The organism is Veillonella parvula (assembly GCF_036456085.1).
Lineage (GTDB): Bacteria > Bacillota > Negativicutes > Veillonellales > Veillonellaceae > Veillonella > Veillonella parvula_E.
Genome location: NZ_CP138632.1, coordinates 1,814,107 through 1,830,214 on the forward strand (window position 1 = coordinate 1,814,107; position 16,108 = coordinate 1,830,214).

At 41.0% G+C, this 16,108-nt stretch carries 18 protein-coding genes; 9 read left to right on the forward strand and 9 right to left on the reverse strand.

What is annotated here, in order from left to right:
- The first annotated feature begins 17 nt into the window (after positions 1-17).
- The 9 genes from PK1910_RS08440 (at position 18) to PK1910_RS08480 (ending at position 8,641) form a co-directional block, all read left to right on the forward strand.
- On the forward strand, positions 18-1,346 hold the full coding sequence (locus tag PK1910_RS08440) for an S-layer homology domain-containing protein (RefSeq protein WP_287511598.1): 1,329 nt from the start codon (positions 18-20) through the stop codon (positions 1,344-1,346).
- Positions 1,347-1,598: 252 nt separating this feature from the next.
- Positions 1,599-2,714 carry a glutathione S-transferase C-terminal domain-containing protein gene (locus PK1910_RS08445; protein ID WP_287511599.1) on the forward strand — a complete coding sequence of 372 codons (1,116 nt, stop codon included), beginning with the start codon at positions 1,599-1,601 and terminating at the stop codon, positions 2,712-2,714.
- 124 nt (positions 2,715-2,838) lie between these two features.
- On the forward strand, positions 2,839-4,329 hold the full coding sequence (locus tag PK1910_RS08450; protein ID WP_287511600.1) for an MmgE/PrpD family protein: 1,491 nt from the start codon (positions 2,839-2,841) through the stop codon (positions 4,327-4,329).
- Positions 4,322-5,161: a transporter substrate-binding domain-containing protein gene (locus tag PK1910_RS08455; protein WP_004694256.1), complete on the forward strand. Its 840-nt coding sequence runs from the start codon at positions 4,322-4,324 to the stop codon at positions 5,159-5,161. The genes PK1910_RS08450 and PK1910_RS08455 overlap by 8 nt, the downstream gene beginning before the upstream one ends.
- Before the next feature lie 55 nt (positions 5,162-5,216).
- A complete protein-coding gene (locus PK1910_RS08460; protein ID WP_004694255.1) occupies positions 5,217-5,933 on the forward strand; it encodes an amino acid ABC transporter permease in 717 nt (238 codons plus the stop codon).
- 6 nt (positions 5,934-5,939) lie between these two features.
- On the forward strand, positions 5,940-6,656 hold the full coding sequence (locus PK1910_RS08465; protein ID WP_004694252.1) for an amino acid ABC transporter permease: 717 nt from the start codon (positions 5,940-5,942) through the stop codon (positions 6,654-6,656).
- Positions 6,653-7,426 carry an amino acid ABC transporter ATP-binding protein gene (locus PK1910_RS08470; RefSeq protein ID WP_118091122.1) on the forward strand — a complete coding sequence of 258 codons (774 nt, stop codon included), beginning with the start codon at positions 6,653-6,655 and terminating at the stop codon, positions 7,424-7,426. Before PK1910_RS08465 ends, PK1910_RS08470 begins: the two co-directional genes overlap by 4 nt.
- A gap of 134 nt (positions 7,427-7,560) precedes the next feature.
- Positions 7,561-8,043: a GNAT family N-acetyltransferase gene (locus PK1910_RS08475; protein WP_118091121.1), complete on the forward strand. Its 483-nt coding sequence runs from the start codon at positions 7,561-7,563 to the stop codon at positions 8,041-8,043.
- Between the two features lie 199 nt (positions 8,044-8,242).
- Positions 8,243-8,641 (forward strand): hypothetical protein, encoded by a 399-nt coding sequence (locus PK1910_RS08480; protein WP_287511601.1) that lies wholly within the window; start codon positions 8,243-8,245, stop codon positions 8,639-8,641.
- Between the two features lie 54 nt (positions 8,642-8,695).
- Here the strand turns inward: PK1910_RS08480 and rbsB are convergent, their stop codons facing one another.
- From rbsB to PK1910_RS08525, 9 genes are all read right to left on the reverse strand, one after another.
- A complete protein-coding gene (gene rbsB / locus PK1910_RS08485) occupies positions 8,696-9,598 on the reverse strand; it encodes a ribose ABC transporter substrate-binding protein RbsB (RefSeq protein ID WP_101928634.1) in 903 nt (300 codons plus the stop codon).
- A 9-nt stretch (positions 9,599-9,607) separates the two neighbouring features.
- Positions 9,608-10,543 (reverse strand): ABC transporter permease, encoded by a 936-nt coding sequence (locus PK1910_RS08490; protein WP_008715159.1) that lies wholly within the window; start codon positions 10,541-10,543, stop codon positions 9,608-9,610.
- Positions 10,543-12,024, reverse strand: coding sequence for a sugar ABC transporter ATP-binding protein (locus tag PK1910_RS08495; RefSeq protein WP_331298664.1), 1,482 nt, complete (start codon positions 12,022-12,024; stop codon positions 10,543-10,545). Before PK1910_RS08495 ends, PK1910_RS08490 begins: the two co-directional genes overlap by 1 nt.
- Positions 12,025-12,068: 44 nt before the next feature.
- Entirely contained in the window at positions 12,069-12,482 is a 414-nt protein-coding gene (rbsD, locus tag PK1910_RS08500; RefSeq protein WP_278606741.1) for a D-ribose pyranase, read from the reverse strand.
- 182 nt (positions 12,483-12,664) lie between these two features.
- On the reverse strand, positions 12,665-13,555 hold the full coding sequence (gene rbsK, locus PK1910_RS08505) for a ribokinase (RefSeq protein WP_287511602.1): 891 nt from the start codon (positions 13,553-13,555) through the stop codon (positions 12,665-12,667).
- Between the two features lie 340 nt (positions 13,556-13,895).
- Positions 13,896-14,222, reverse strand: coding sequence for a type II toxin-antitoxin system RelE/ParE family toxin (locus PK1910_RS08510; RefSeq protein ID WP_004697718.1), 327 nt, complete (start codon positions 14,220-14,222; stop codon positions 13,896-13,898).
- Between the two features lie 4 nt (positions 14,223-14,226).
- Positions 14,227-14,508 carry a type II toxin-antitoxin system Phd/YefM family antitoxin gene (locus PK1910_RS08515; RefSeq protein WP_004694230.1) on the reverse strand — a complete coding sequence of 94 codons (282 nt, stop codon included), beginning with the start codon at positions 14,506-14,508 and terminating at the stop codon, positions 14,227-14,229.
- Positions 14,509-14,745: 237 nt separating this feature from the next.
- The gene (locus PK1910_RS08520; protein WP_004694229.1) at positions 14,746-15,402 is read right to left on the reverse strand and encodes an NAD(P)H-binding protein; all 657 of its coding nucleotides are present in this window, start codon (positions 15,400-15,402) and stop codon (positions 14,746-14,748) included.
- A gap of 108 nt (positions 15,403-15,510) precedes the next feature.
- On the reverse strand, positions 15,511-16,032 hold the full coding sequence (locus PK1910_RS08525) for a cysteine hydrolase family protein (protein WP_105086826.1): 522 nt from the start codon (positions 16,030-16,032) through the stop codon (positions 15,511-15,513).
- Positions 16,033-16,108: the final 76 nt, after the last annotated feature.

A 16,108-nucleotide genomic window follows, 5' to 3' on the forward strand; every position in this document is an offset into this window, starting at 1 on the left:
GAGAGAAGGTCTTTTTAATGAACAGAAAGTTGGTAGCAAGTTTAGTTTCCTGTATGGTATTGGGTTCTGTAAGTGTGTATGCAGCCAATCCATTTTCCGATATAGATGCTTCTAGTTGGGCGTACCAAGCTGTTGAGCAATTAGCAAATGCAGGTATTATTAATGGGTATCCTGATGGGACTTTCAAAGGGAACAATCCTATTACTCGATACGAAATGGCTCAAATGGTAGCTAAGGCTATGGCTAACCAAGATAAAACCAATGCTGAACAACAAGCGATGATTAATCGTTTGGCAGACGAATTTGGAAATGAACTCAACACATTAGGTGTAAGAGTTGCCAAATTAGAAAATCAAGTAGGGAATGTAAAGGTAACTGGTAACTATCGTTTGCGCTACCGTGGTAGTGAATTGAAAAATGATACCTATGCGTATGGTAAACTTTCCTCTTTTGATTATCGGGCTCGTGTTATCTTTAATGCTAAGGTTAACGATAAAACTGATGCGGTGGTACGGGTACAAGGTTTTAGTGAATTCGGCAATAGCAATGCTACACAAGGCAAAATTAATCTTGCCTATGTAGATCATCATTTCGGTAAAGATACAACCTTGCGTGTAGGTCGTCAGCTTTATACACCTGGCCTAGGCCTCATGTATGATGATCTTGTTGATGGTGCTCGCCTCATGTATAAACATGGTAAGTTTGATGTATCAGCTAGCTATGGCTATTGGTGGGGCGGTGCTGGTACATACCAAGATAAAGAGAATACGATTACGGCAGCTATGGTTGAAGTAAAAGGTAAGGTTAATAAACATGTTACTTTAGGTGGTATGTATGGTCGATTCCACAATGGTAAATTGTATCAAGGGCAAGATGTGGATGCTGTAACAGGCAAACAAGTTAAATCCTTTATTGATTCTCCGTACAAAAACATTTGGGGCCTCAATGCAAATATGAACTTTAAACGTTGGAATGTATTTGGCGAATGGCTTACTGCACCAGGCGTTTCCGACTCTCATGCGTGGATGGCTAGCCTTGGCTATGGTAACTATGACATTAAAAAAGCTCATACCTATAGCATACGCGGCCAATACTATTACCAAGAAGGCAACTCTCCAATCTTTAGTAGTGCCTTTGCTCCTGCCTATAGTTTCTACAATCAACACTATGTAGATACTAAGGGCGTAGCTCATGTACGCAATGGTTTTAAAGGCTTCGTAGCTAATGTAAACTATGTACCATTCCAAAATGTATCTATCGGTGCCTACTATGGTTTTGGTAATAAAGACATGGATGGTAATAGATTAGGCGATTACTGGCGTACAGATGTAAACTTTATGTTCTAATATATGTTGTTTACATAACACATAATCTAAAAAAGCTCGAGTTATATCTAGAAACGATATAACTCGAGCTTTTTAATATTTAATGATCATTATAAAAATAATAATACCTACTATTGACATAGGTTTTTAAATAATATAATATAGGTTTATATTCATATTAAGTTAGTAGGAATAATTGAGGTATACAACAGAAGCTTTTACCATAAAAGGTGGAATAAAGCTCATGGGGATAACCTCTATAAGGAGAATAGAATGAGTGAACAAGTAGATGTGAGTAAAATCAAGGATCCTAGCATTGCGGCAGCTCGAAAAGAAGTTGAGTTCCAACGCGCTATGAATCCTTGTCCTATTGATTTTTCTGAGTTTCAATCTAGCAATCCTCGTTCTCAAGGGGAGCAGAAGGAGTATGAAGGTAAAGATGCATCGAATTTTAACCGTCGTCAAAAATATTCTGATAGTGAAGAGCCTCAATTCACAACACCTTTTGGCAGTGAATCAGGGTTTCTACCTGTAGAAAAGGACCGTTACCGCCTTGTATGGTCTAAGCATTGTCCTTGGGCCCATCGCATTGCTATCGCCATCGATTTGCTTGGCCTAGATAAGGTAATCTCTAAAGGTGCTGTTGATCCATTGCGTCCAGCAGGCGTTATTGCAGACTGGTTCTTTACCCTTGATAATGATGAAAAGGACCCTGTATTAGGGATTCACTCTTTAGGTGAAGCGTATCGCAAAGGTGATCCTAACTATGACGCACGTTCCACGGTACCAGCCATTGTAGATGTTACGACTGGTGCCGTAGTAAACAACGACTACCATGCGTTGACTACGGAATTAGCATTGGGCTTTAAAGATTTCATCTCTCCTGATGCACCAGATATTTATCCAGAGGAATTACGTGCCGATATCGATGCGTTGAACGTTATTATCTACGCTGATTTTAACTTAGCGGTAAACTTGGCAGCTCTCGTAACAAACCAAAAAGATTACGAGTACTACTATGACCGTATCTTTACTCGCTTGGACTGGCTCGAAGAACGCCTCAGCAAGCAACGTTATTTGATGGGTGATACGATTACCGATCCAGATATTCGTATTTTCCCAACATTGGCGCGCTTTGACCTCGTATTCTACCAAAAATACTTGGTGAATAAAAAACGTCTCGTAGACTATCCAAACCTATGGAACTATGCGAAGGACTTGTATTCCAATCCAGCATTCGGCAGTACAACAGACTTCGACTCTATGCGTAAACGTTTCTACTATGTAGACCATACACCATTTGAAGATCTACCACGCCTTGTTCCAAAAGGTCCAGACGACTCTATTTGGTTAGAGCCAAATGATCGGGCTGAAAAATTTGGTAAATAAAATCGGCAGTAAATTTATATGTTATCTGAACTGTATTTAGTAAATCTTTTACTCTGAAATCTGATATATTACTGACGAATCAATCGATATATATTTAATTATAGATAACTGAAAGGGAGGCTTTATGGATTCTGTAACACAGACGATTGTGAACTACATAGAACAAACGGATGTGACGAACCGTGAAGACCTCCTGTCAGTGGCTCGTATTGCCTTCCTAGATTATCTGGCATCCTTAGCACCAGCAGAGAACGAACAAGCCGTTCAAGAGTTAGCTCGCTTTATAGGGGCTAAGTCATCTATAAGCTCGGATGTTGGTCTGGACATGAACTCCAGTGTTTTGAGTGGCAAGGTTATATCAGAGGGCAATACTGGCTTAGCAATAGAGAATGTATCTAAAGCTGATAAGGCTTTGTATTATGGCTTTGCTTCGCATTATCTAGATTTTGATGATGCACAGGCGAACTTGGCGGGTCATTTCAGTACTATTTTATATTCTGCTTTACTGGCAGTGATTGAGCCGATGGATACATGGCACGAATTCTTTCGAGCCTATATCATCGGTGCCGAGCTAGAGGGTATTATTGGTTCCCTTATCAATCCTGCCCATCGGACCCAAGGATGGCATTCTACGGGGACCGTTGGTGTGATTGGGGCAGCGGCCGCTATAGGCGCTTTGCGAGGTCTTCATGGTGAAAGCTTGGCTCAGCTCCTGTCTTTGGCTGCTACTCAATCGGCGGGCATGTTCTTTCAAAGTGGTACAGATGGTAAGCCGCTCCATGCGGGACTGGCAGCACGCAATGGTGTGTGGGCTTACGAACTGTTGCAATATACATCACTTCAAACAAGTACAAAACCGTTTGACCCTGAACGGGGTTGGTTTAAAACAATCGGTAATATTACCGTTACATCAAATGACATCGCTAGCCGTTGGTTAGCACCAGGGCAACTTATTGATCCTGGTTTGTGGATGAAAGTCCACCCCTATTGCTCGGCAGCCATTTGTGGCGCTGAAGCAGCTGAAACCGTGGCACATAGACTATATACATCTTCTTCGTATGTGTCTAAACATAACTACCTTTCACCAGATACAGAGGAACAAGATCAATGTAGATTATGTGCCACCCCCGATTTCTCCCTTTGGAAGGATATAGATAGAGTGACTGTTCATTTTCCACCTGGTGCTGATGCGGCATTGCGTTATACATCGCCAAAAACAGGTCGAGAAGGGCAGTTTTCTATTGAGTACATCGTGTACCAAGTCCTCGCTTATGGGGAGGTACAGGACGAGTTGTTTAAGATAGATATCATAGACTCATCAGTACGAGACTATATGTCACGAATTGAGCGTGTCTATGATTTACCGAAGGTATCCCAAACGGAGCGGATTACGAAAGTAACCATTACATTGAAAAATGGAGATACTTTTACAGAAACGGTGAATAATCCTAAAGGATCGCCGAAGAATCCTCTTACTATGGAGGATATACGCATTAAATTAGGCCTCACCTTGGAGGCTGACCAAATAGATAGAGTTATTGTGGCTTTTACCAATACAGATAAGGTAGAGTCATTCCTGCAAACATTGCGAAAAGAAGGAGTTTTACATGTTTAATACAAAGAAATTAACGAAATTATTCGCCATCGGCGCATTGGCACTAGGCGTGCTCGTTGTAGCTGGTTGTGGCGACGACACATCTAAGGAAGCGAAAGTAAATCCAGATGCTAAAGTGATTAACGTAGCTACACGCGGTACAGTTCGCCCGTATTCCTACACAGATGATAACGGCAACCTTACTGGTTTTGACGTAGAATTGTTGAAAGAAATTGAACGTCGTAATCCTGACCTTCATTTCAACTTCAAACCAATGGCCGTTGATGCTGCCTTTGTAGCGATGGATGCAGGCCAAGTGGACATGATTGCAAACCAAATGCGTCGCAACCCGACACGTGAAGCAAAATACTACTACACAAATGAGGTTAACAACTACTCTACACGTAAATTAGTAGTTAAAAACGATCGCAACGACATCTCTAAATTGGATGATTTGAAAGGCAAGAAAATCGCCGTTACTACATCCTCTGAGTTCAACGAGTTAGTAAAACAATTCAACGAAACAGCAAATCCTCAAATCGAAGTTATCTATACAGATAAAGCAGGTGCAGAAACATTAAACCTCGTTGCTACAGGCCGTGCTGATGCAGCAGGTGAGTATGAATACGTAATTAACTCTGCTATTAAAGACCGTGGCTTGCCACTCAAAGCTGTAGGTGATGTATTGGCCGTAGTACCAACTTATTTCTTGTCTAAACGTACAGATGACATGAAACAAGTAAACGAAAAAATCGATAAAACTATGAAAGAAATGCGTGCAGATGGTACGTTGAAAAAACTTTCTGAACAATATCTTGGTGGGGATTACACATTCGATCCAACACAAAAATAACGAATAGGCCGCCTTGGCGGCCTTATTCTATTATGTCTAGAAGCGAGGTGCTACTGTGGGCAAGTATTTTGATGTGTCCTACATGATTCAAGCATTTCCACAGCTCTTGAATTATGTACATGTAACGGTACTCATCACCGTTATTTCTGCCATCTTAGGTGTTATTTTGGGCTCTATCATAGCCATCATTCGCCTCAAGAAGGTACCAGTATTAAACCAATTATTTATTGTATTTATCTCCTTTATGCGCGGTACGCCGTTCTTGGTACAGCTCTTCCTCATTTACTTTGGGGTACCAGAAATCATGTCCCACATGGGGCTTAACATGAAAAATGTGCCAGGCCTCGTATTTGTGTATGCCGTGTTTACCTTACATATTGCAGCTTACAGCGCTGAAATCATGCGCTCCAGTATCGATGCGGTCTCTCCTGGTGAGAAAGAAGCCGCTAAAAGTCTTGGTATGACCGAGTTCCAAAGTTATGTGCGCATCATCTTGCCGCAGGCTTTCACCATGAGTATTCCACCGTTGACGAACCTCGTTATCGGCATGTTGAAAGGAACGGCGCTCATCTTTAACGTCGGCGTTGTGGATATGATGCGTAAGGCGGATCTTATGGGCGGCAATAGTCAGCGCTATCTTGAGTTATTCGTCGATGCGGCCATCATTTATGGCATTCTAATTATCATCGTGTCCCTCTTGGGCCGATTGCTTGAAAAACGTTTTACCGTTGCGGGCAAGGAAACGCAACGCATTTTGATCAGTGAGGAGTAGGGGCGTATGGGACATATAATTGATTCAACCTATATTTATGGCACCTTCTTTGCTGTCATTCCTTATGTGAAAGTCACCCTCATGATTACCTTCCTCAGCGTTGGTTTGGGTACAATCCTAGGATTATTAAGTTGCGTGCTACAACAAAACAAAGTACCTGTGCTCAGTCAGCTCAGTTACTTGTACGTATTATTGTGCCGTAGTATTCCGAACATGGTTCTCTTATACCTCGTGTACTATGGTTTACCAATTCTCTTCCTCGCATTAGAGGATCAAACAGGGGTGCATGTGCCCTTTGAAAAGGTGCCAGCTACCTTCGTAGCCGTTGTAGGCTTAACCTTGCACACAGGGGCCTATTTGAGTGAAATCTTTCGGGCTGCCTTACAATCGGTACCGAAAGGGCAAATGGAAGCGGCTCAGGCCATCGGTATGACTTGGTTCCAAGCGTTCCGCCGCATCGTGTTGCCACAAGCGACAGTCTTTGCGTTGCCACTATTTACGAATCAGTTTCTTAACACCATGAAGAGTACCAGCATTGTATTCGTTATCACCGTTATTGAATTGTTCGGCGCTGCAAAGTTATATACAGAGGAAAATTCACAATATTTTGAGGCCTACATCGTGGTGGCCGGTCTATTCTGGGTGATGGGGATTGTCTTTGAATTTATCTTCCATCGTTTAGAAATCTATGCAAGCAAGTATAAACGAGGTAATGCATTATGATAGATATTAAACAAGTTCACAAATCCTTCGGGAACCGTGAAATTTTAAAGGGCATCGACTTACATGTACCAACGGGTTCTGTAACGGTTATCCTTGGCCCATCCGGCAGCGGTAAGACAACGTTCTTAAGAACGCTCAACTTCCTTGAAAAAGCCGATGCAGGGACGATGCAGTTAAATGATATTTCTGTAGACTTACATAAAGCATCTAACAAGGAAATCTTAAATGTACGCCGTAACACATCCATGGTGTTCCAGTCTTATAACTTGTTCTCTAATAAGACTGTTATTGAAAACATTATGGAAGGTCTTGTAACAGTTAAAAAGATGAAAAAATCTCAAGCTCGAGAAATCGCGCAACGCTTCCTCAAGGAAGTTGACATGGAAGACTATGATGATTACTATCCAGTACAACTCTCCGGTGGTCAACAACAACGTATCGGTATCGCTCGTGCCCTTGCGATGGACCCAGAGGTTATCCTCTTTGATGAACCTACATCTGCTCTCGATCCAGAGCTCGTAGGGGAGGTATTAGCCGTTATCCGAAAAATCGCAAAAGAATTAGAGGTAACGATGATTATTGTAACTCATGAAATTGGCTTTGCCAAAGAAGTGGCGGACCAAGTCGTATTCATGGAAGGCGGCGTTATCGTAGAACAAGGGAATCCTAAGGTTGTTCTTGAACATCCAAAAGAAGAACGAACACGCAAATTTTTGAGCCGTTACCTTACACTAGATAGCGAATTGCCTCTTGATAGCGCAGCGTTATAAGGCTCTGCTAGCTCTGTTTTAAAATACTAGTATTATATTAAAAATGTGATACTGTATTTGATATAGCTAATTCTAGTGTGCAATCTAATGACGCAGTTAGTTTATGATTAGAGCATTTTGAACGAGGTAAAGAGATGAAAGAATTTAGACAGTTAACCGTAGATGATGCGGCTGAATATCATGAGGTGTTGATTGCAGGCTATGCGGAGAATAAGAACTACCCTATATCCTTCGATGCTATTAACTTTAGCCCAGAAGAATCTCGGGCGTGGATCTTAAAATATCCTGTATTTGGTCTCTACGTAGATGGTTCCTTAGTATGCTCTATTTCATTCCGCATGCCTTGGATACCAAAGGCTACGCCAGATGTATATCCGCACATTGCACACTTTGTGACGGCCCCTGAACATAAGGGACAGGGCTATGCTCGTGAAGTCCTCGCCGAAGCAGAAGACCTATTGCGCAACGTATATAAAACACCAGCCGTAACCCTTGGTACAGCCGCAGAACATCCATGGCTTGCCAAAATGTATGAAGGCTTTGGCTTTAAAGAATATAAACGAACACAACTACCTGGAAAGGTACATACGACCATATTCTTTAAGAAAATATTGTAATGGGAACTCTAATTTTGGAGTCCTACCATACAAATAGCGACTAGTTAAGATAACCAACTAGTCGCTATTTTTTATATGTTATTGTTATGCTAGACTTTACATGCATTAGTGTTGCTTTTAAAAATTATCGATACTATTTCATTAATACATGTAATGTTATAATAAATAAAAATGTTACTGTTTGTGGGGTGTGAATAAGATGTATGAAATCGTAAATGAACCAAATTTAACAATAGCCTTTGATATGGATGTAGAGCTATCTGAATTTGGTGTATTTGGCGTATATATTAAACGAGGTTATAATATCTGTTCTGGCTATATTGATCCTAGTGATTGGTCCGGGATTCGCAAAGGCTATCAAGAATTGGTTAATTTGTATGAGAACTGTAAAGGCAAAGCAACCTTTACCTATGTATTAACTGGAGAAGGGGATATTCTTACATTCTCGTTAGATCAAAAGGGTGCTTTGACGATAGATGTTACTATCTGTACTACTTATAATTACAAATGTAATATGACAATTGAAAGTTTAGACCAAACGTATTTACCAAAGTTTATTGAGTTCTTTAAAGTGCTTTTGAAACGAGAGCCAAAATAAAAAGAGTCGCATCAAAGGATGCGACCCTTTTTTGTACCCAGTTTCTATTTACAATTATTTTGTAACAACTTTAAGATCTACAGGGATTTTAGCTTCTACAGCTTCGCCTTTGATAACTTTTTGAGCTGTATCGATAGCGATTTTACCCATTTGGTCTGGTTGTTGAGCAATTGTTGCAGCCAATGTGCCGTCTTTAACAGCTTTGTCTGCGTCAGCAGTACCGTCAAAGCCTACGATGAAGATTGTTTTGCCTGCGGATTTAGCTGCTTGGATAGCGCCTAATGCCATTTCGTCGTTATGAGCGAAGATAGCTTGTACGTCTGGGTTAGCTTGCAAGATATTTGTTGCTACGTTTAAACCTTTTGTGCGGTCGAAGTCAGCGCTTTGTTTTGCTACTACGGTTAAGTCTTTGTCAGCTACGTTATGGAAACCTTGGCCGCGTTCACGAGTTGCGGAAGCACCAGGGATACCTTCGATTTCAGCTACTTTTGCAGCTTTGCCTACTTTATCAGCGATCAGTTGAGCTGCCATTTCGCCACCTTTTACGTTATCGGAAGCGATGTGAGCTACTACTTTGCCTTTGTCAGCAGAGCGGTCAACAGTGATTACAGGAATGTTTTTAGCATTTGCTGCTTCTACGGAAGTAGAGATAGCTGCAGAGTCTACAGGGTTGATGATCAATACGGAAACGCCGCTTTCAAGCAAGTCGGAAATATCATTTGCTTGTTTAGCTGGGTCGTTTTGAGCATCAACGATTTTAACTTTAAGACCAAGCGCTTTAGCTTGAGCCTCAACGCCTTCTTTCATAGTTACGAAGAATGGGTTGTTCAATGTGGAAACAGAGAAGCCGATTGTGCCGGATTTTTTGTCGCCGCCGTTATCAGCGCTTTTACCACAGCCTGCTACAAGACCGATAACCATGATAGCCATCGCCAACAGTAACAATAGTTTTTTCATAGGAACCTCCTAGGCTTTCTTGCGGTCTGCAAGAACCGCCAATAAAATGACAATACCTTTTACAACTTGTTGATAGAAACTGGAAACGTCGAGAATATTTAACCCGTTGTTGAGGGTACCAATAATTAGGGCACCAATGAGTGTGCCAACGATATGACCACGACCACCAGCTAGGCTTGTACCGCCAAGAACTACCGCTGCGATAGCGTCAAGTTCGTAGCCTGCACCTGCTGTAGGTTGTGCAGAGTTGAGACGAGAAGTAATGATTGCACCAGCGATACCACAGAGCATACCAGTCAAGGCATACACGAAGATTTTAACGCGGTCAATCTTGATACCAGCAATGTAACTTACCTTTTCACTACCACCTACGGCGTATGTTTTACGGCCTAAGGATGTGCGGCTCAATACGAACCAGAGGGCGATGAAAGCTAGGAACATTGTGATAGCTGGAACTGGAAGGCCTGCGATGTCCCCTTGGCCAAAGCCGTGGAATAGAGGATCTTGTGTAAGACCGGAGATTGGGTTACCGTCTGTGAATACTAGCGTCGCACCACGGTAGATTGTCATGGTCGCCAAGGTAGCAATAAATGGAGCTACACGACCATAAGTAATAACGAGACCGTTAATACCACCCAATACAAGGCCTGCACCTGCGGCTAATACGATAGCCAATACAGGGTCAGTACCAGTTACGATGAGGTTGGCCATCACTGCACTAGAGAGGGCAAGGATGGAACCAACGGATAAGTCGATACCGCCCGTTAAGATGACGAAAGTCATACCAAAGGCGATGATTGCATTGATGGATACTTGGCGTAACAAGTTACGCAAGTTAGAAAATTCAAGAAAACTGTCGTTCATGACAGAGATAATTACAAATAATAGGATGAGGCCGATGAGGGGGCCTAATTTTTTTACATATTGCAGAGCTTTGCTGTCCATTATTGTCCTCCTGTGGCTAATGTCATAATCGATTCTGGTGTTGCATCGCTGCGGTCTAAGATACCTGCTACGCGGCCTTCGTGAATGATCATAACGCGGTCGCTCATGCCGAGCACTTCAGGTAACTCAGAGGACACCATGATAATGGACACACCAGCGTTCGTTAATTCGTTCATTAAATCATAAATATCACGTTTCGCGCCGATATCGATACCGCGTGTCGGTTCGTCCATGATGATAATGGATGGCTTTTTACCAACCCATTTCGCGATAACAACCTTTTGTTGGTTACCACCGGATAGAGACGATGCCGGTTCGTGAATAGATTGTGTTTTAACGCCCAGTTTTTTAGACAATTCGTCAGCAAAGGAATTGAGCTTGCCCTTATCTAGTACATGAGATGGGCAAATGTCACCAAGATTCGGCAATGTAATATTGGAACCGATGGAGAAATCGAGGATCAAGCCTTCGCTCTTTCTATTTTCTGTGATGAAAGCAATGCCGGCTTTGATGGCATCTTCTGGTTTTTTACAGTTTAGAACGGAGCCGTTAACTGTTACAGTACCGCCTTTGTGTTTATCTACACCAAAAATGGCACGCATAATTTCTGTACGGCCAGCGCCCATGAGGCCTGCCACGCCGAGAATTTCCCCTTTGCGCAAGGAGAAGGAAATGTCGTTGTCAAAACCTTCTGGTTTAAGGTTGTCGATGCTCATTACTACTTCGCCTGGTGTTGTCGTACGAGCAGGGTAGAACTCGTCGATAGAACGACCTACCATGTGACGTACTACTTCATCTACAGAAATTTCAGCAGTGGACTTCGTAATAATTGTGTGACCGTCACGCATAACCGTTATAGTGTCACATTCGCTAAACACCTCTTCCATACGGTGAGAGATATATACGATAGCCACGCCGCGGGCTTTCATTTTGCGCATCATGTTAAACAATGTCGCCGTTTCACGCTCTGTAAGGGCCGCTGTCGGTTCGTCCATGATGACAACCTTTGCATCTAACATCAAGATGCGAAGGATTTCCGTCATTTGTTGGTGACCAACGGAGCAAAGGCCTGCCTCAGTCGTGAGCGGCAATTCGATGCCTAGTTCGCGACATGTGTTTTCAGCCTCAGTGAGCATCGCCTTTTTGTTGAGCATACCAAATTTGTTGCGCTTTGGTCTCATTAAATACAAATTTTCTAACAATGTTAGATTTGGCCAAATATTGAGCTCTTGGTGGATGAAAGCTACACCGTTCAGCTCGGCCTCTCTTGGGTTTGGGAAGGTGCGCTCTACGCCGTCGATGGTGATTCTACCAGCATCCGCCTTGTGAATACCAGTGAGGATATTCATGAGGGTGGACTTGCCGGCCCCATTTTCGCCCATCAAGGCGTGAACCTCGCCCTCCTTGAGGGTAATACTTACATCGCGCAACACTTGGTTTGTACCAAATGCCTTCGCAATGCCTGACATAACAATTTCCATAACTACTCCTGTATGACTGGTGAAAGTATTTCTAATTAATTATTCTACGGACGATCGCTGAAAATACAATCGGCACGTAAGATAATGTTCGCATACGGAGATGCTTCACCAGTTCTAATAATGCACTTGCATTGTTTTGTGGCTTCTTTGAAAGCATCGTGGCTCGTTTCAATCCATTCGTATTGATTGGATGGGAAGGTAGACTCTAAGAAGTCATAAGCCTTAGGATTGTTTTCTTTAATTTCTGTAGCCACATGAATTGCTTCGGATTTCATATGCTTAGCGATTATGGATACTACCTGCTCAAAGCTCGGTACGTCAAAATCCAAAGCTAAGTCGATTTTTTGAACCCCTTCAGGTACCGGTAAGCCACAATCAGAGATACAAATGGTATCTGTGTGACCAAGATCTGCCAAAACCTTAGCAATATGGCTATTTAAAATACCGTGTCGTTGCATAAATAACTCCTTATCTATTCCGATGACTGAGGCTATAGAGCCTTAGTCATTAACTCTTATATAGAGGACAGTTGCATTCATTGCTTGAAGAACGGATAGTTTGGATTGAATAGGCCTTTCAAAGCGACTTTGGCCCTGCGAAGGCAGACCCGGTCAGTGGAGCTTTGAAAGACCGGTTCAATCTATACGTGTTCTGCTAAGAATGCAGCGACCTCGTCTTTTGTTGGCATGCCACCTTGAGCCCCCAAGCGTTGGATGGAGAGGGCCGCTGCTGCATTGCCGTAGTGTAGAGCGTCGGCTAAGCTTTTACCATTAACGATAGCCGTTGCAAAGGCACCGTTAAATGTATCGCCAGCACCTGTTGTATCTACGGGCTCAACCTTGAAGCCAGGTACAATGTGAATTTCACCGTTATCGGCATATCCTACACCCTTGCTACCAAGGGTAACGATGATTTTGTTTTCGTTAGCTAGTAAAATCTCCTCTGTAGATTGATTAGGGTAGAGCGCAGATAACTCGTGTTCGTTTGGCGTAATATAGGTTGCTAATTCTAACCATTCCGAATCGAGGTCGGCTGCTGGAGCAGGATTTAAGAGGACTTTCACATTAGCCTCGTGACAACGACGAACGATGTATTCAATAGTTGGAATAGGAATCTCGTTTTGCACCATTACGAGATCGGCTTGCTCGATAGCAGACCAAGCGTTATCTACTACGGACTGGTCTACCTTAGCATTAGCACCTGCAATCACGATGATGCTATTATCGCCTTCAGCTAATGTAATGTGTGCTGTACCGGTTGTAGTGTTCGGTACCGTAACGATGTAATCTGTATTGATGAAATTTTCTTTTAAATTATCTAAAATCATTTGGCCGTATGTATCTTCACCGATACAGCCGACCATCGTGACCTCTGCACCTAGACGAGCCGCAGCCACCGCTTGGTTTGCGCCCTTGCCACCGTGAGCGATGTGCAATTCGTTGCCCATAATTGTTTCGCCTGCAGTAGGGCGTTTATCCGCGAGGACTACAATATCCATGTTGCAACTGCCAATAACAACAATGCGATTCATAATAACTCCTTAATAAGCCTCTACCCTAACTGGGACTAAAAATGACTATCATTTATTTTTATACATAAAACTTAGGGTGTTTTATACAATAAGTTGCATATATAAATATAATTGATAATCTAAGAGGCATTTGCTTTCACATACCTATAAGTGTATATTAATCATTTATTAGTATAGCGTAAATACGTGAGTTTATCTATATAAATATCTATAAAATGTAGGAATAAAAAAGGTATACCCAAAATCTATGTTACATGAGTAAAAATGTACCGATTAGATTTAGGATATACCACTTTGAAGGGTATTTAATTTTTAAAGAAGCACTGGTTTAGTTCAAATGTTATAATCCGTTTAGTATATTTACATAATCCTGTCGTTGATCAAGTATAGAGATTAAATAAATAGTTCTAGTTTCCTCTACAACTGTGTAGAAAATAATAAGCTTTTCTAAAATCAACATTCGAAAGTCACTGTCATTAAGTGCTCTAATTTTAGGTGTAGTCCCCATATATGGATGGTTCATAAGATTTGAAATTGAATTTTGAATATTTTCTTTTACTTGTATAGCTGTTTCTTTTGAAAACTGCATAGCTATATAAAGTATTTGTTGATGTAGCTCTTTATTGAACTTTTCAGTAGGAATGATTGTGTAGGGTTGGGATTTCATAGAGTTACCCCATTTGATCTAGCATTTTATCGATACTGTTGAAAGCTTCATCAAGTGTAGTGGTGCGACCTTGAATGATATCGTTTTGTCCTTCTACAAGAGAGGATAATAATTCTATTTTTGACTTTAACATGTTATATGTATTATAGCCGAGACTTACAGTATCTCCACGACCATTTACAGTAATAATGGCAGCCTCATCTTTAAGTTGTAAGGTTTTAGAAATTTCAGGATACTTATTTCGTAAATCAGAGGATGGACGAATTGTTTCGCGTAATATTCCCATAGTTATCTCCTTATAGTTTTAAAAGTATTTGTTCATCATTCTTATACTGTAATTATATCATTTAAACGATATAATTGCAGTATACAAATATATATATGAGATATTTAATTCAAATGAGGTTAACTAGATACTTTAATCATAAAATGATATATAAAAAGACTATCTTCAAGCGTATTGAAGATAGTCTTGTATTGGTATATAGTATTTTCTCTTTTTTACAAAATATTTATTTATATATTAGTGAAAGCTTGGTTTGTCATAGTGTGTACCTGGTTCACCTACGCCGATGCTTGTGCGATGGAAAGGCGTTTCATCCGCAGCATGTAAGATATCAAAAATGGCTTTTACCACAGCTTCGCGTGAAACTTGGGCATCGTTGAATTGAGCCCCTTCAGGGATGAGTTCGTAATCGGTTTTCTCTGGATCATTGTAAAGCCATGTGAGGCGCAAGATGGTGTAATTTAAGTTGGATTCGCGTAATACATTGCGTGCTTGGCGCTCACCTTGAACATAGCTAATCGGTAAGTTGTCGAAGGTCCATTTTTCAAGTGCTACAGGGAATTCACCAGAAAGTCCAGCCATGGACACACCAATAACACGGCGTATATTTTTGCGGCTCAATGCTTTCACGATGGAAGCCATATCACTGCCAGACTCCATAGCACCTACAAATACAACCTCCGCATTTGTTACAGCTTGTTCTAATTTACCAGGATTTTGGAACGAACCTTCAATCACTGTAACACGTTCATGGTCGATAATCTCTGGAGGTATACGTGTTTTCAACTGACGACCATATAATGTAATGTGCATATCTGTATATGTTAATAGTGTAGCAGTCAACTTTTGAGCTATTTGGCCCGCAGCTCCTAAAATCGTAATATACTTATACATAAAAAAGACCTCCTATGTTCGGGCATAAATATTTAATGAAATTTTAACATACATATATGACAAATACGTGAGAAAAAATTATAAAAATCTTTGTATTATTTTCGTAATTTAATTGATGCTTAACATTTCATTTGTTGTTTTTAGCTGTGCAAATCGATTCCGCCAAATCTTTTCTTTGTAAAAGGATAGGATTGTATCGGCTGGTAGATACTCATTATCAAAGGTTGAGATAGCATCTTCGACGATGGTGATATTATAACCATACTCAAAGCCTACTTTCACAGATGTATCAATGCAAAATTCCACTTGCATTCCTACAAATGTTACATCGGTAATATTTTTTCGGTTTAAATATTCCTTTAATTCAGTATCCTTGAAGATGCTATTGTAATATTTATTGAAAATCTTTTCGTTTTCTTGCGGTTTTAATTCGTGATAGACTTGCCAATTATCACTACCCGTTGCTAATAAGCCTTCATCTTCAGAATGCCTGATAAAAATGACTTCTATATTTTGATCTCTAAAATGTTGAATGATTGCTTTTGTATTTGAGATAAAGTTTTTCGCATTGTAAGGGTTTTCCTTAACTAAGCCTTCTTGAATATCGATTACGATTAATGCCTGTGCCATTATGAACCTCCCTGATAAGGTAAAAGATGAGTTTATTATAATTATAGTGAAATACTAAATAATATATGGAGATTAT

Bases quoted from the DNA above. Each gene is read 5' to 3' on its own strand.
- PK1910_RS08470 (WP_118091122.1), top strand. From the start codon at position 6,653: ATGATAGATATTAAACAAGTTCACAAATCCTTCGGGAACCGTGAAATT.
- PK1910_RS08520 (WP_004694229.1), bottom strand. From the start codon at position 15,402: ATGTATAAGTATATTACGATTTTAGGAGCTGCGGGCCAAATAGCTCAA.
- rbsD (WP_278606741.1), bottom strand. From the start codon at position 12,482: ATGCAACGACACGGTATTTTAAATAGCCATATTGCTAAGGTTTTGGCA.
- PK1910_RS08525 (WP_105086826.1), bottom strand. From the start codon at position 16,032: ATGGCACAGGCATTAATCGTAATCGATATTCAAGAAGGCTTAGTTAAG.
- PK1910_RS08495 (WP_331298664.1), bottom strand. From the start codon at position 12,024: ATGGAAATTGTTATGTCAGGCATTGCGAAGGCATTTGGTACAAACCAA.
- PK1910_RS08490 (WP_008715159.1), bottom strand. From the start codon at position 10,543: ATGGACAGCAAAGCTCTGCAATATGTAAAAAAATTAGGCCCCCTCATC.
- PK1910_RS08445 (WP_287511599.1), top strand. From the start codon at position 1,599: ATGAGTGAACAAGTAGATGTGAGTAAAATCAAGGATCCTAGCATTGCG.
- PK1910_RS08510 (WP_004697718.1), bottom strand. From the start codon at position 14,222: ATGAAATCCCAACCCTACACAATCATTCCTACTGAAAAGTTCAATAAA.
- PK1910_RS08475 (WP_118091121.1), top strand. From the start codon at position 7,561: ATGAAAGAATTTAGACAGTTAACCGTAGATGATGCGGCTGAATATCAT.
- rbsB (WP_101928634.1), bottom strand. From the start codon at position 9,598: ATGAAAAAACTATTGTTACTGTTGGCGATGGCTATCATGGTTATCGGT.
- PK1910_RS08515 (WP_004694230.1), bottom strand. From the start codon at position 14,508: ATGGGAATATTACGCGAAACAATTCGTCCATCCTCTGATTTACGAAAT.
- PK1910_RS08480 (WP_287511601.1), top strand. From the start codon at position 8,243: ATGTATGAAATCGTAAATGAACCAAATTTAACAATAGCCTTTGATATG.
- PK1910_RS08465 (WP_004694252.1), top strand. From the start codon at position 5,940: ATGGGACATATAATTGATTCAACCTATATTTATGGCACCTTCTTTGCT.
- rbsK (WP_287511602.1), bottom strand. From the start codon at position 13,555: ATGAATCGCATTGTTGTTATTGGCAGTTGCAACATGGATATTGTAGTC.
- PK1910_RS08450 (WP_287511600.1), top strand. From the start codon at position 2,839: ATGGATTCTGTAACACAGACGATTGTGAACTACATAGAACAAACGGAT.
- PK1910_RS08455 (WP_004694256.1), top strand. From the start codon at position 4,322: ATGTTTAATACAAAGAAATTAACGAAATTATTCGCCATCGGCGCATTG.
- PK1910_RS08440 (WP_287511598.1), top strand. From the start codon at position 18: ATGAACAGAAAGTTGGTAGCAAGTTTAGTTTCCTGTATGGTATTGGGT.